General features: G+C 30.3%; 16 protein-coding genes. 3 read left to right on the top strand and 13 right to left on the bottom strand.

Annotated features, from left to right (window positions below):
- Window positions 1–313: 313 nt before the first annotated feature.
- From P3X86_RS14425 to P3X86_RS14410, 4 genes are all read right to left on the bottom strand, one after another.
- Window positions 314–847, bottom strand: a complete 534-nt coding sequence (locus P3X86_RS14425) for a GNAT family N-acetyltransferase (RefSeq protein ID WP_483293408.1) — start codon at window positions 845–847, stop codon at window positions 314–316.
- A gap of 182 nt (window positions 848–1,029) precedes the next feature.
- Window positions 1,030–1,692: a DUF4332 domain-containing protein gene (locus P3X86_RS14420; protein ID WP_483293407.1), complete on the bottom strand. Its 663-nt coding sequence runs from the start codon at window positions 1,690–1,692 to the stop codon at window positions 1,030–1,032.
- Between the two features lie 30 nt (window positions 1,693–1,722).
- On the bottom strand, window positions 1,723–1,926 hold the full coding sequence (locus P3X86_RS14415) for a hypothetical protein (RefSeq protein ID WP_483293406.1): 204 nt from the start codon (window positions 1,924–1,926) through the stop codon (window positions 1,723–1,725).
- On the bottom strand, window positions 1,910–2,095 hold the full coding sequence (locus P3X86_RS14410; protein WP_483293405.1) for a Spo0E family sporulation regulatory protein-aspartic acid phosphatase: 186 nt from the start codon (window positions 2,093–2,095) through the stop codon (window positions 1,910–1,912). Before P3X86_RS14410 ends, P3X86_RS14415 begins: the two co-directional genes overlap by 17 nt.
- 127 nt (window positions 2,096–2,222) lie before the next feature.
- On the opposite strand from P3X86_RS14410, the gene P3X86_RS14405 reads away from it, so the two are divergent.
- A complete protein-coding gene (locus P3X86_RS14405) occupies window positions 2,223–2,441 on the top strand; it encodes a helix-turn-helix domain-containing protein (protein ID WP_483293404.1) in 219 nt (72 codons plus the stop codon).
- Between the two features lie 55 nt (window positions 2,442–2,496).
- Here the strand turns inward: P3X86_RS14405 and P3X86_RS14400 are convergent, their stop codons facing one another.
- Genes P3X86_RS14400 through P3X86_RS14375 form a run of 6 tightly spaced genes read right to left on the bottom strand, consistent with a single transcriptional unit; the run spans window position 2,497 to window position 9,527 of the window.
- Window positions 2,497–3,189, bottom strand: coding sequence for an ABC transporter ATP-binding protein (locus P3X86_RS14400; RefSeq protein ID WP_483293403.1), 693 nt, complete (start codon window positions 3,187–3,189; stop codon window positions 2,497–2,499).
- Window positions 3,186–3,965, bottom strand: coding sequence for an ABC transporter permease (locus P3X86_RS14395; RefSeq protein WP_483293402.1), 780 nt, complete (start codon window positions 3,963–3,965; stop codon window positions 3,186–3,188). The genes P3X86_RS14400 and P3X86_RS14395 overlap by 4 nt, the downstream gene beginning before the upstream one ends.
- Window positions 3,937–4,929 (bottom strand): ABC transporter substrate-binding protein, encoded by a 993-nt coding sequence (locus tag P3X86_RS14390; protein ID WP_483293401.1) that lies wholly within the window; start codon window positions 4,927–4,929, stop codon window positions 3,937–3,939. Before P3X86_RS14390 ends, P3X86_RS14395 begins: the two co-directional genes overlap by 29 nt.
- 11 nt (window positions 4,930–4,940) lie before the next feature.
- Entirely contained in the window at window positions 4,941–5,288 is a 348-nt protein-coding gene (locus P3X86_RS14385; RefSeq protein ID WP_483293400.1) for a cupin domain-containing protein, read from the bottom strand.
- Between the two features lie 22 nt (window positions 5,289–5,310).
- Window positions 5,311–5,658, bottom strand: coding sequence for a cupin domain-containing protein (locus tag P3X86_RS14380; protein WP_483293399.1), 348 nt, complete (start codon window positions 5,656–5,658; stop codon window positions 5,311–5,313).
- Window positions 5,659–5,690: 32 nt separating this feature from the next.
- A complete protein-coding gene (locus P3X86_RS14375; RefSeq protein WP_483293398.1) occupies window positions 5,691–9,527 on the bottom strand; it encodes an acyl-CoA dehydratase activase in 3,837 nt (1,278 codons plus the stop codon).
- A gap of 117 nt (window positions 9,528–9,644) precedes the next feature.
- Here P3X86_RS14375 and P3X86_RS14370 point away from each other — a divergent pair, with 117 nt between their 5' ends.
- Window positions 9,645–10,328: a Crp/Fnr family transcriptional regulator gene (locus P3X86_RS14370; protein WP_483293397.1), complete on the top strand. Its 684-nt coding sequence runs from the start codon at window positions 9,645–9,647 to the stop codon at window positions 10,326–10,328.
- A gap of 255 nt (window positions 10,329–10,583) precedes the next feature.
- Here the strand turns inward: P3X86_RS14370 and P3X86_RS14365 are convergent, their stop codons facing one another.
- Together P3X86_RS14365 and P3X86_RS14360 are read right to left on the bottom strand one after the other, a co-directional pair.
- Window positions 10,584–11,537: a hypothetical protein gene (locus P3X86_RS14365; RefSeq protein ID WP_483293396.1), complete on the bottom strand. Its 954-nt coding sequence runs from the start codon at window positions 11,535–11,537 to the stop codon at window positions 10,584–10,586.
- 105 nt (window positions 11,538–11,642) lie between these two features.
- Window positions 11,643–12,083 (bottom strand): Type 1 glutamine amidotransferase-like domain-containing protein, encoded by a 441-nt coding sequence (locus P3X86_RS14360; protein WP_483293429.1) that lies wholly within the window; start codon window positions 12,081–12,083, stop codon window positions 11,643–11,645.
- 250 nt (window positions 12,084–12,333) lie between these two features.
- On the opposite strand from P3X86_RS14360, the gene P3X86_RS14355 reads away from it, so the two are divergent.
- Window positions 12,334–14,196 (top strand): cellulose binding domain-containing protein, encoded by a 1,863-nt coding sequence (locus P3X86_RS14355; RefSeq protein WP_483293395.1) that lies wholly within the window; start codon window positions 12,334–12,336, stop codon window positions 14,194–14,196.
- Between the two features lie 90 nt (window positions 14,197–14,286).
- Here the strand turns inward: P3X86_RS14355 and P3X86_RS14350 are convergent, their stop codons facing one another.
- Window positions 14,287–14,571 carry a hypothetical protein gene (locus P3X86_RS14350; RefSeq protein ID WP_483293394.1) on the bottom strand — a complete coding sequence of 95 codons (285 nt, stop codon included), beginning with the start codon at window positions 14,569–14,571 and terminating at the stop codon, window positions 14,287–14,289.
- Window positions 14,572–14,758 lie beyond the last annotated feature (187 nt).

Below are 14,758 nucleotides of genomic sequence, written 5' to 3'. Positions count from 1 at the left end.
GATATTTATTTGAACTTTCTGAATATAAACCTTTGTAAGTTCAATACAAACATGAATTTTAATTTATAGACTATTATAATCTAATATATGAAATTAACTACTTAAATATTTTATTGACTTAAATCATACTTTAAGTGATATACTGAAATTATTAGGAGATGATAAAATGAAAATAAGTGAAGTTGGCTAAAAAACCGGTTTAAGTGCATCAACTATTCGATATTATGAAAAACTTAATATTATATCACTTAAATAATCTAGTTATAGGTTGTTTTTAGTATATTTATACTTAATACTAAACTATCTTTCAGCACTATTTGCTTAAGTAATTCCTTTGTAATATTCCCATAATTACAATATCATGATACTTTCCATCTCTAAATATAGCTTCAATCATCTTACCTTCATGTACAAATCCTTTTTTCTCGTATAACTTAATCGCTCTCTCATTAAACGAATACACTCTAAGATATATACGGTGTAGATTTAATTCTTTAAAACCATAGTCAAGTATTAAACTCATCGCCTCTTTTCCTATACCTTTTCCCCAGTAGTCCTTATCACCTATATCAATTATAAACTCTGCATTTCTATTAAATAAATCCATATTTATCAGTGATATAATCCCAATAGCATTTTCTCTTACCTTATCAACTATCATGAATGTTCTAGAATTCGTTGTTTTAGTAACTCTACTATAAAAAATCTCAGTATCTTCTAAGGTATATCTTTCTAGATTAGGATATGTAGTTCTTACTACTTCTTCATCATTACTCCAAATATTATATGTAGGTATATCCTCTTTAGTCATCTTTCTTAGCTTTATTCTCTTACTTTCAAATATCATCTATTCTTCCTCCTTAGCTTGACATTATTATACTTAACATTATAGTCATTGTATCATTAGCTTTACAATACTAGATATAATTCTTTCTATCTTTTTCTAGAGGTTCTAGCAAAACACGCAAATAACACTGCTAAAGCATGTTGATATTTTATTAAATTATTGTAAAATAAGCCTTTGTATTATTAATCTATTATCTTAGGGTAAACTTTTGCCCAAAGTATTTGAGTAGAAACTTCTTTTGGTAAAGGTGGTTTTTTTGATATACCATTATTGTTTATGTACTCAGTTATTATATTTATCATATCTATTGGCTGTAGTTTAGAGATTTGTTTAATATTTTTAAATCCAGCATTCAAATATAAGCTTGCCCTTATGTTTTTTACTCCTGGTAATCTCATCAAATCTGAAATACTAATCATTCTATCTAATTCATTAATTGGTATTTCCGTTTGTTCAGATAATATTTTTCTTTTCAATCTAGATTGACTTAAAAGCATAAGTTGTCCGTTATCTTTGATTCCTTTAGCTTCAAGTTTTCTAACATATTCTTCTTTGAAACTATCAATTTTTTTTAGTTTTACAGTCCTAAATCTTTGGAATATAAGTGTCCCTCTAAGCAATTTAACAATATCTTCCTCTAATCCTGTTCGATTTATTATTTTATTTATACCCTCTACATCTTCTGTAACTTTTAGAAAAGTTTGTGTGTCCTTTATTCCACAATTAATAATTGCCTTGCTAAGCTTATCAGCTATAGGAACTAATCCGTAATACCTTTTTAATAGGCTTTCTTCTTTAAGAACTATAGGTAGTTTTTGCATTTGTAAGTTATCAAAAATACTCATATCATTCTCCTCATGCTTTAAAATCATTATTTATAAATCCTGTTTTTCCTCTATTGTTATGTATGTCCTCCATATATCACTCATGTGTTTATATGGATTCATCAACATATCAGCCATCTTATTGACATCACTTTGTCCTGCAATAGATAATCTCTGGTATGTTCGGTTGAGAGTACTATGTCTGTGTAACCATTCTATCATTAAACTAACTATACTATCAATCAGATTCATCATTTTTAGAACTTATTATATTCTTTTGCTCTATATATATGTATCTATCTAATTTCTGACTTTTATCTACTACGCTATCCACATGTCCATACTTTTCATAATCTGTTTCAAGCTCTTGTCTTAATTTGTATATTCTATCTCTTATAGTACATTTTTTATTATTTATTTTCATCGTTTCCTCCTTATTATTTTTTTAAGTATAATAATTGATAATATAGCTTATAATTATTTTACAACCTTTTGGATGTAAAATCAACACAACCATATGGTTGTATGTAATTATATTTATGGAGGTATTTATGAAAAACTATAATAATATTATTAGAGATTTAAGAGAAGACCAAGACTTATCTCAAAGCTTTATTGCAAGTATACTAGGAACTTCTCAACAAATCTATTCTCGCTATGAATTAGGCATTAGAGAACTTCCCATAAAACATCTCATAACACTTTGTAAATTTTACAATGTAAGCGCTGATTATATACTTTGTTTAAAAAAGTCAAAAGATAAAAAGTAGTACTAAAAAAACACTAGAAAGATGTCTATGTCTATAAGACATCCTTCTAGTGAAATTAATTTATAATACATTCTATAATTTTATTTCTTATTTCTATTAATTCTTTGTCTTTTAAGCTTCTTTTTCCTTTAGGTTTATCTATATCAATCTCTTTAATAGGTTTAGTTGGCCTACTTGATAAAACTACTATTCTATCTCCTAATAAAAGTGCCTCATCAATTTCGTGTGTTACAAACACTACAGCACATTTCTTTGTATGCCATAACTCTAGTAACTGATCTATCATATTAAATCTTAAGTTATAATCTAGTGATTTAAATGGTTCATCCATCAAAAGTAAATTAGCATCATAGTTAAACGCCCTAGCTATTGCACATCGTTGTCTCATTCCTCCGCTAAGTTCAAGAGGATAGTGTTCTTCAAACCCTTTTAAACCAACCTTTTCTATCAATGATAGGATATGTTCTTTTGATTGTTTCTTATTTACAATTTGTATATTTTCGTATACATTTCTCCATGGTAATAGTCTATCCTCTTGAAAAACATAACTGATATTATCACTTTTGTTCTCAAGTTCTCCACTACAAGGATATATATATCCTGATATCATATTTAAAAGTGTGGATTTTCCACATCCTGATGGTCCAATGATACATACTATTTCATTTTTACTAACTACTAATGAAAAATCCTTTAATACTTGTATATTTTCAAAGTTTTTTTCTATTTTGTTTAACTGTAATATCATCGTGTTTTCCTCACTAATTTAAATAGATTTTGTCTTCTACGGTTAAAACTAAATAACACATCTATAATCTTTTGAGATACCCCTCCTAATATAACTATTATTATTGTCCATGCTAACACTTTTCCTGTCTCAATGTTTAGTCTTGCATTAGTAATTTGAGAGCCTATCCCTGTATTGGAACTAAGAACCTCACCCATTATTACAAGCTTCCAGCCAAGTCCAACAGCTATCGTTACACCTGATTTAAAATATGATCTTAGAGACGGTATTGTAATATTAATAAGTATATCTTTCTTATTTAAGGTAAATATATGTGCCATTTCTATTAACTTTTTATCTATACTTTGATAGCCTTCCATAATATTTATTATCAAGATAGGTAAACTGGCTATAAATACTATAAAAATAGTAGCTTGTCCATTTAATCCAAACCAAATCATAGCTAGCGCTAGCCAAGAAATTGGTGGTGTGGCTTGCACTAGATGGAAAATAGGCTGAAATAAATCTCTTATCTTTTTGCTTTCACCAATAACTATACCTAATATACTACCAATAAATATAGCAAGTCCTAAGCCTATCAAAAGCCTTTTTACTGTTATTAATACGTGCACTATAAAATCACTACTCAATAATAACTTATAAGTGTCTTTCAGTGTGATTATAGGCCCTGGGAGTATTAATGGTGAATACATCTTTGCTAATATACCCCAAAGCGCTAATAGTACTATGATTGTTTTTAAAATACTTTTATTTCTTCTTGTAATAATAGTTTTCATCTGGAGTTTTCCCTCCGATACTCTCCTTGTTTGATTTTGTAAGCAATTCATAGTATTTTTCTAAATCCTTTTTTGAATCCACAGAAGTTTTGTAGTTTAATCCTGCTGTAGGTAATGATTTAGCTATCAGTTTGTTATTTAATCCTAGATATTTTTCAGTTAATTTAGCCATTTCAGCTGGATTTTCTAACGCCCAATTTAGGGCTTTCTCATATTCTGATTCAAATAGTTCTACTAACTCCTTGTTCTGCTTTAAAAATTTCTTATTAGTTACTATCCCTGCATTTGGAATCTCATACTCCCCACCATTAACCTTTTTCCATTCTTTCATATAATCAAACACTACTTTTACATCCTTGTTTCCCATTTGACTTGCAGTTATAAATGGCTGGATATTCACAGCATATTTTATTTTTCCTGCCTTCATCATTTGAGCTATTTGTGGTGGTGTAGAATATACTAGCTCTACATCAACTCCAACCTCTAAACCATTTTCTTTCAAGAAAAATTGTGTTACTATATCAGGTGGAGCACTCTTATACGGTATATACAATTTCTTTCCTTTTAAGTCCTTCCATTCTTTGAAATTAGAATCTGTACTTGCAAGATACATTACTCCCCATGTATCAACATTTGTTAGCTTAATATCAACACCTTTATTATAGAGTTTAGCTGCAGTATTTACAGGCATAGCTAAGAATCCAAAATCAGAATTTGTTGCAATAGTTAATAATTCTTCAACACCATTCCATACCTTAAACTCTATTTTCACATTATCTCCAAGTGCATTTGTATCCATCATTCTAAGCAATGGGAATGTAGGTGGCGCTTTCGGGCCACTAAATACAATCTTTATCTCTTCTTTATTTTCTTTTGTTACGTTTTTATCCTGCCCATCTTGCTTGCAACCAAACAACATTGTCAAACTGAATACTATAACTAATATACCTAATATTCTACGCATTTTATTCCTCCTTATGACTGTGGTTTTACTATTACTATCATTATTTTTGACTTTTCTAAAACATCAATACTGTGTAATACATCTGGTGGTATAACTATTGACTTACCCTCACATAATATGTTTTTGCTTTCTTCATTAATTGTAATCTGCGCCTTACCTTCGAACACATATATCATAGTATCCCCTGGCATTGAATACTCGCTTACTCCTTCTCCTTCATCAAAGGCAAATAACGTCATACTAAAATCTTCTCGTTGTACTAATGTACGACTTTCAACTCCACCATCAACATAATCTATTAGATTTTTAAGTTCTAATACTTCACTAAAATCTATATTCTTTATAAATTTCTCTTCCATATATAAATCTCCATTCTATTGTCTATTTTTGAGGTTTTACAACTGTTAGATACATTTTAAATCTCTCTATTGCCTCTAGCGCATGTGGTACATTTGCTGGCATTACTGCTGTCTGACCTTCTTTTAGTACAACCTTGGTATCTTCTCCTATCGTTACTTTAACACTTCCCTCCATAACATAAATCATGGCATCTCCTGGTGCTGAATGAGTACTTAATCCTTCCCCTTTGTCAAATGCAAACAAAGTTATACTAAGATCGTTTCTTTGCACAAGCGTCTTGCTACTAACTCTTCCTTTTGCATATTCAACTAAATTTTTAAGCTCTAACACCTCTTCAAATGGTATGTTTTTAATAAATTTTTCTTTCATTATTTATCCTCCTTATGTTGTAATTTAATATTCTAAATATAATATATAAAATTTTGTATTTTTTCTTCATTAGAACTATGCAAGCTACCATCAAAACACAGCTGTAATATCGGTATATCTTCCTTTTCTGTTTTTAGTAGATTGATAATAGTGCTAGTATTTTCATACATAGAACTCATTGCTAGTACTCCATCTATGTTATTAGTACATCTCATTTGCTTAGTTATTCGATATCTTCCATTTCCTCCACTGTAAAGAGGTAATAATTCATCAGCAACTTTTATCAATTCATCTATATCATTATCAAATGGACTATATATACCCAAAGTATCTGAGATCTTTTTTATAATGTCTTCAACTCTATAAAGATTTTGTTTTATATTATTGTTTTGTTTTTTATCTTTGTAGAAGTCACACCATCTAAAATACAATGTTTCAGATATAGGTTGATAATATATCTTGTTTTTTTTCTCTAAACTACTTAATTGATTGTTATTTAATATATCATTGTAAACTACACTTAACTCTCCAAGTGCATATAGATGTTTATCATATTTTTTCTTGGATAATAATTGTTTAATACGTTCTGCTATAGTTATTATCGTATTTTCATTAAGTGTCCCAGATTTTATATTACTCTTTATTTTATCTAATAACGTATCTCTATAATCTTTTGGTGATGACATAATTAAATCTCCAGCAATAAGTAATAGGACAAAACTATATCCATATCTTTTTTCTTCTAACAAATCTTCAATAAAAGGTGATTCAACATCTATATCATCATATCCTGATAATCTTAGTTTTTGCTCGATTATTCTACTATATTGCCCAAATGTCTCACTACCTTCTGTCTGAGGAATCCATATCTTAGCTCTTCCATGTATTTTATTTATTTGTGAAAATACATCACCTATTAATGACATCATTGATAAATATTCTTTAGAAGTTGTATGTTTTTTACCTATTTCTATTGACTCTTTATCTGTCTGCTTTAATAAACTCACTTCTAAACCCTTGTTTTCAAAAAATGACTTTAGCAAATCGCTATATGGGTATAGATAAGGCAATATTATATGTTCACTTTCTTTCTTTTGATGGACTTTTCTTTTTTCATCGTCTTTGTAATCACTGTTTTTTAAACTTTCTACAAATGCTTCAAGTCTCGTCATCACACCAACATTAGAATCATGCTCGTCAACCTCAATATGCAAATATGGTTTATTACCCATTTCTTGTTTGAAATAATGACTTAAAACTGTATCTGGACCACATCCATGATTTGTTAGATATATTGCATATAAATTTTTACTTTCTTTAACTATCTTTGCACCAGATAGGATATGCTGACCAAATGCCCAATACATGTTGCTGTAATCATCAGACAAATCATAGCTATGTGCTGGTAAATTTGAAAGTGTTAAAACTTTATGTCCCATCTGTCTTAATTTTCTAGGAATCTGCATATTTAATCCTTCGTCTGCAATCCCATAAGCTCTAGTTATTATTACAAATACTTTTTCTTCATCTCTTAGAGAATCTATAACTTCTTCTCCAAGTTTTTCAACTTCCTTCTCAAATTCCTTAAATCGCTTCATACCTTTTGCCAAAGCTATTGACGTTTGCATTTTATTTTTACCTAAACTTTTACCTAAGTCTAATAATGTTTGCATGATATACTTTTTACCGAATTTAAATGACAATGCTGGTGAAAGTAGTTTTATCCCTCTATTTTTTAAGTTCATAGTCTTCTCGACTATAGAAGGAGCTGTTTGCATATAAACACAAGCATAATCTTTTCTAGCCTTCGATATTGGGTGTTTCATAGTGTAAAGACTAGGCAAAAATATATAGTCTACTCCTTTATTAATAAGCGTTGCAACATGTCCATTTATGAGTTTTATAGGATAACATGTTTCATCTAATGAATACTCTTGACTAAGCGCTACTATTTCTTTATTAGTTCCTTCAGATAAGATTACGTTAAAACCTAATGATTTAAAAAACTCATTAAACATAGGGAACAACTTGTGTATAAACAATACTCTAGGTATCCCTATAGTCTTTTTCCCTTGCTCTATATGACCTGTGTATCCTTTTAAAAATAGCTCGTTTATTTGGTCATCTACATTACATATATCTTTAACTTCCTTATCTTCTTTTTTCTTATCTTCTAAATCTTCCTTTGTTATCAGCGCCACTCCATATGCTCCAGTTACGCTAAAAAAAGGCGGTGTTTTTATATCCTTATTTAAAACAGCTTTAAAAGCATTGACCACAGATTGATTGTGAGCGATTCCCCCCTGTAAAAAGATATTTTCTCCAATTGGTTTGCCAGCAACTACTTTGTTTAAATAATTGTTAACTATTGAATAACTTAAACCAGCTGTAATATCTTCTTTACTCTTGCCATTTGTTAATGCTTTGGATATATTTCCTTCAATAAAAACTGTACATCTATCTCCAAGATTAACTGGTCTCTCTCCTTTTAATGCAATACTTTGATAATCCTCTATATTGATATCAAGTTTTTTGGCTTGTTCTTCAATAAACGATCCCGTTCCAGCTGCACAGATTTTGTTCATCTGAAAATCTACTACTCTTTTATTTTTTATTCTTATATATTTTGAATCCTGTCCCCCTATTTCAAAAATAGTGTCAACACCTTCATCTATATTGATAGCCCCTTTTGCTTGAGCTGTAATTTCATTAACTATAACATCTGCTTTTAGTTCTTTTCCTATTAAATTCCTACCAGAGCCAGTTGTTCCTATGCCTAATATATTTAACTTACCATTAAACTCACCATATAAGGATTCTAAACCAGACTTTACTGCTTGTCTGGGATTTCCCTTAGTTCTCAAGTACCTATATGCTACAACATCACCCATATCATCTATCAACACTAGATTAGTACTAGTAGATCCTATGTCTATCCCTAAATAACCGTTAATATCTCCTTTTGCAAGCTTACATTCATGCTTATTTTCATGATTATATTCTCCAAACTCTATTAGTGGTCTAAGAACACTAGTATTATCTTCACTTGCTCTAGGTACGCTTATTTGTCTAACTACTTCACTAATATCACATACCATATTTTTATCTTTAGCTAATAATGCACACCCTAATGCCCCTATATTTGAACTTTCTTTTTCAACTACTAAATCATCTTCTTTTAATTTTAAGATATCTACTATAGCTTTAATAACCCCTTCATTTTTCGCAACACCACCCACAAACATTATAGGTTTTGCTAAAGGCATACGTTGTAATACATTTGATTTATAATTCCTTGCAAGTGCATATGCTAACCCCATCAAAATATCTTCAACTTTAGCACCATCTTGCTGATGATGAATCATGTCTGTTTTAGAAAACACACTGCATCTACCGGCTATCCTTGGAATTTGTGTAGCTTTTAAGGTATAATCTGAATATTCATCGAGTTTGATGCCTAGCCTTGATACTTGCTCCTCTAAGAAAGAACCAGTACCGGCTGAACAGCTAGAATTCATTGCATATTTTATATTTGATTTATTATCATTACTTATATTTGTTATATATCTTGAACTTTGTGCTCCTATCTCAATTATTGATTGAATGTCTTTATTTGTGTATAGCGTGCCTTCTATAACTGCTGACAAATCATTTAGTTGATTTTTAAACCCTTTTGCATAACTTCCAATAAATCCAATATAACAACTAGAAACATTGAATTTCTCCTTGGTTATTTCTAGCTCTTTTTTTAATAAGTCTTTTATATTCCCATGGTGAAATGTACAAACTTGATATACAATATCACCTTTTTCATTTAATATGACAATTTTTAATGTTGCATATCCAATATCTATCCCAATGCTATACATGTCACCCTCCATTTTAATATTGATAATCTTTATCATTTACATATCTATAACATTATAGTACAATTACTATATAGATACACGTATCTATAGCTACTTTTTGAAAATTTGGAGGTACTCATGAAAAATATAGCTAACTATCTCTATGACACTGTGCTTTTTAAGGGTAAAAACATAAATGAAATAGCTGAAATACTATCAACTATTGATTACAATATTTGTTCTTATAAAAAAAATGATTTGATATTCAACGTGGAACAATCCACTAAAAATATAGGTATTATCTTAGAAGGATGTATAGAAGTTCAGAAAAATCTTGCTAATGGAAACATCATCAACATACTATACAAAAAAACAGGCGATCTCTTTGGAGAAGGTTCTGTATTTTCTAAAGCATCAACATATCCTTGTAATATTTATTCTGAGACAGAAAGCACCATACTTTTAGTATCAAAAAATGCTATGCTGGAGTTGTTATCTTCTGATAAACAGTTACTTGACAATTTCTTATCATCTTTTGCAAATAGAGTATTGATGTTAAATCTTAAGGCAGAGTTATTGTGTTATTCATCTATACAGAAAAAAATCGCTTTTTCTTTACTCTATTTAATGAATGAACATACTTATGGTAATACAGTACGCCTACCTTTTACAAAAAAAACATGGGCTGAACATTTAAATGTATCTAGACCATCCTTTTTTAGAGAAATAAAAAAACTTCAAAAGCAAAATATATTGCATATAAATGATAGAGATATAACTATACTTGATATGGATAAATTAGCTAATATCATAAATAGATAGATAATTACTACCTGCTTTATCAATATATTAGCTAAAATGCGAAAAAAGGAACTGAAATAAATTCTGTCCTTTTTTGTATAAAGCCTTTTACTACCCTATATCTCCTATTATTTTAAAGTGCAAAGTACTTAAATTCAAATATTTCTAATTCCCAATGAAAGTCCTCTCATATTTGTTATGTATTCGTATGATTTAACAATTTTATACTAAAAAAAGATGTTTAGTCAATTTAAACATCTTCTTTATCTCATATTGTTATTTGATTTTGTCCAATATTCTGATTATCCTAACAGTACAATCTATCTTTCTATTAATACTTTTTCTCCATGACTCGGATAGTGGAAAATTCATCTTATCTCTGGCAATTTTCCCCATATCCCAAAAGCCATCTTCAGAAACATTTTTGTTTATCCAGTTAGTAAACTCTACAAACTTGTCTTTACAACCTTCATATCGACTAAGTAGTTCGTATGCTCTAATATATCTATTTGCCTCTCTAGAGCAAAAATCTTTAGGTGGTGTCTTTAAATTATTACTGTAAATATAGTATATTCCTTTATCTTCATTCATTATATAATCTAAAAACTTTGATCGAATATCACTATCCAAATACCCTGCTAACAAAGAAACTACATAGAAATTTTGAAATCCCCATATACTCTTCTTAGGCTCCGGTTTTAAAACTTCATTGTAAGCCTCTAAATATGCCTTATAATCATAAGTATCTTCTGAAAATGCATGAGTTATAATTTGAGCCCATTTTTCTGCCATATTTATAGCTAGTTCATTTGATGTATCTATTCTGACCATCCAAGTTGCAACAAATAGCTTAGTTAACAAACCCCAATCATGCTTCTTTTCATTATAGTCTCTTAATACTATCTCACCAAGCATATAACTATTCATATAACCTAGTACCTTTTTTATAGGTTCATCGTTTATATCTAACCCCACTGTCAAAAGCCTTCTGATAGCTTGCTCTGTTGTGATTTTTGAACTTGAAAACTGACTCATACTGTGAAATTGTCCCCATGAGCCGTCGTCCCACTGTAAGCTTGTGATATTTTTTATGTGTTTTGATTCCAACAAAGCTTGTTTTGCTTTTAAAAGTATTTTATCATCTTTGCTAAGTTTTATTATATCTCTCATAAGTAAGTACTTAGGTATAGTATCTAAATCATAATTTAATAACGCTTTTGCACTTATCATCCAATCCCTCTCTTTAACCATTTATTAAATGACTATTTCCTTGATTGTCAACATAAATAAAGTCCATGTTTTTTAAACGTATAATATCTATGTTATAATTTTGCTCTAAGTTAAAAGCTTTTCTTCTAGACCATTTACTTTTGATACAAACATATCGTAGTGGGGAAATAATATGTGATAAGTCATATTAAGCCCGTTAATATCCAAACCTTCTTCAACAGGTAACCCTTCTATATTATTAAACTCACCTGCTAATTTATTGCCTGTTGAAAGCAACATAGCACCTGCACTTGCTCCTACTATAACTTTATTGTTTTGTATCATATCAATTAATACTCTATCTGCACCTGATTGCCTCATGCATTTTACTAATTTAGTATATACTCCTCCTATTACTACAACTAAATCATATTCTCTTAGTCCACATATGTTTTGACTTTCTACATCAATAAAATCAACAACACCAATACCTTTACTCTTCAAAAACTCTTTAGTTCTTAATGCTATAGGATGTTTGGCTTTTGTAGGTATCCCCGTTGGTATTATACAAGCTTTATTTATGCACTTAGTTATTGTTTTTTTCTATTGTTTCGTAGACTTTGTGATTAATGAAACCTGTTGATGTTAATAAAATCATAAAAAATCCTCTCCCTTTTAACTATTAACATTATATCAAATTGTCTTGTTTTATACAAACCCATGTTCGATTCTATTATGCATTGTACATATATATACATATTTGCATATTATATCGTGGAATAGTAATAATTTTATTTTAAATGAAAGGGGCAATAAAATGGCCATTAAATACTCACTCTCTTATGACGCTAACAATTACTCTGGCGGATATACTGTTAACATAAATATAAACAATATAGGTGACGAAACTATAGGCGATTGGACTATGGAATTTGACTTTGCTGGTGATGAACAAATCCTTAGTTTTTGGAATGTAGCTTCTTATCTACAAGAAGGCTCTCATGTAACAGCGACAAATGAAAGTTTTACTGGTAATATTCCACCAGGTGGATCAGCTCAAATAGGTATGAGTGTATCAAGTACAAATCCTTTTATAGCTTTTAATAATGTAACATTAAATGGTATACCTCCTACTATTGAATACGGCGATATCTCAGTAACCGTAAATACGCCTTCTTTTAGTCCATCAATATTTACTCCAACTATTACAATAGGTGATATCTCAATGGAAATCCCTTGGGGTGAAACAAAGCCATTTACCTTACCTGCAGATATGTCCTATCTAATTGAAGCAGAACCTTATGTTACAACCGAATATATATATAGTGGTGAAGCAACTCCGAATTCTGTAGATTTAAAACCAGACACTGTTGTAAACGTTGTTGTTGATTATACTCAAAATGAAATCAATCCTAATGTATTTGGTGGGTATTTTGCATCTTGGAGTGATAGATGGGCTAATCAAGGTATGAGTACTGACTTAGCTAATCTTCCTTCTTATGTTAATTTAGTATTAGTTTCCTTTGGCAAACCTGATATGACTTACTCTGGAAACCTAAATTTAGACGGTACTGGTCTTTCTTTTAGTTATGATGGTTCTGTCTTAAAAGAAGCTATAGCAGTTTTAAAACAACGTAACCCTTCTACTAAAGTAGTTTTAAGTATAGGTGGTGAAACCTATACTGGATGGGATGAATGGGATATTGATACTATAGTTACAGTCGTTCAAGATTTTGGATTTGACGGCATAGATATTGACTTTGAGCCTGACGGTGGATTTGGATGCCTTCCTGATGCTTCTGGTGTTATAAAATGTAGAGCAGATCAACAATATATTGAACTAATTCAATCTGCAAGAGCGGCTCTTCCTAGACCTATGATTGTAACAGCTTCTCCTTTTAGTGTAGGTGCGTATGGTGAAGATCAATGGGTTGATGCTCCTCCTGCTAACCTAGCTAATACAGGTATGTTTTTGAATCCGATGAGAACTGCTGGCGACGACCTTGATTATGTGAATGTACAGGGTTATAATGCTGGAGAAGTATTTGATCCACTACAAGCCACACAAGCATATAATTTCTATTTTGGAAATGGTATTTTAATGGGAGCTCATGTTCCTCCAGAGGCTTATGGTAATCATATCTGGACTGTATCTGAAATAAATCGAGTAGGTTCATATATCAATGATAACAATGTAGGTGGAATGATGATGTGGCAATTATACGCTACTACGCCAGATCCAAGCGATGATTTCCCTGACAATCAAATCATGGCTAGTGCTATAGCTAGAAACCTCGGATTCCCTAATTATGATGCACCATTATTCCCACTATCGAATCCATCTGATTTAAGTAATGTAGATAATATTACTATTGAAGGAATGAATGCAAGAGTTCCAAATAATCCAAGTATCAGTTCACGTATTTTCCCAAGTGGTAATAACTACGAGCTTATAATGTATATTAACTCGGGATATAACGCTACTATGGTTACCTTATATGAAAATGGTAATCCTATTGTATGTAAAGCTGTAACTGACACGACTCCAGATAGGCAAGAAGTTAGAATAAAACTAAGTTCTAAACCTGATGGTTATTACTCTTACCGTTTCTTGGTGGAAAACTCATTTGGTGCTGTTTACACCGATTATTTGACTCTTAATATTCTCCAAGCTTATTAAAACAACAAACAACCACGGATACTTTGCTCCGTGGTTGTTTATACTACACATTTTTAAATTAATCGTTCTCTTACTAATAGCAAATAAATATTATTCAAACTCTGTTCCACAATGTGGACAGCTATGTACATTACCAGCAAGTCTGTTTGGTAGACATGCTCTACATACAGGACACCTCCAAGGTATCACCATAATTAAAAATCCGCTAAATAATGCTAATCCTGCTATTACTGTTAAATACACTGGTGGTTCTCTAAAAACACCTGTATATTCAAGTATTGCAAATATTATTACTGTACCTAATGATATCAATAGTCCAATATTCCTGAAAATAACTTTTTTCCTGAATTTCCGTTTGACTAATTCTTGTTCCATATCTACCTCCTAGGATAATATTTAGTTACAACTCAATATGCAATTTTTGTAATATAATATTTTATTTGCTATTACTTTCTACTATTATTTTACTATATTATACTTTTTGGTTCAAATTTATTTAGTTCTATAATCTGAAACACTTATAATGAAAGTATATAATTTATATTTTAAATATTAATAATCA

Source organism: Abyssisolibacter sp. ZYX002 (genome assembly GCF_056892235.1).
This window is presented reverse-complemented; position numbering and strand designations above follow the sequence as displayed.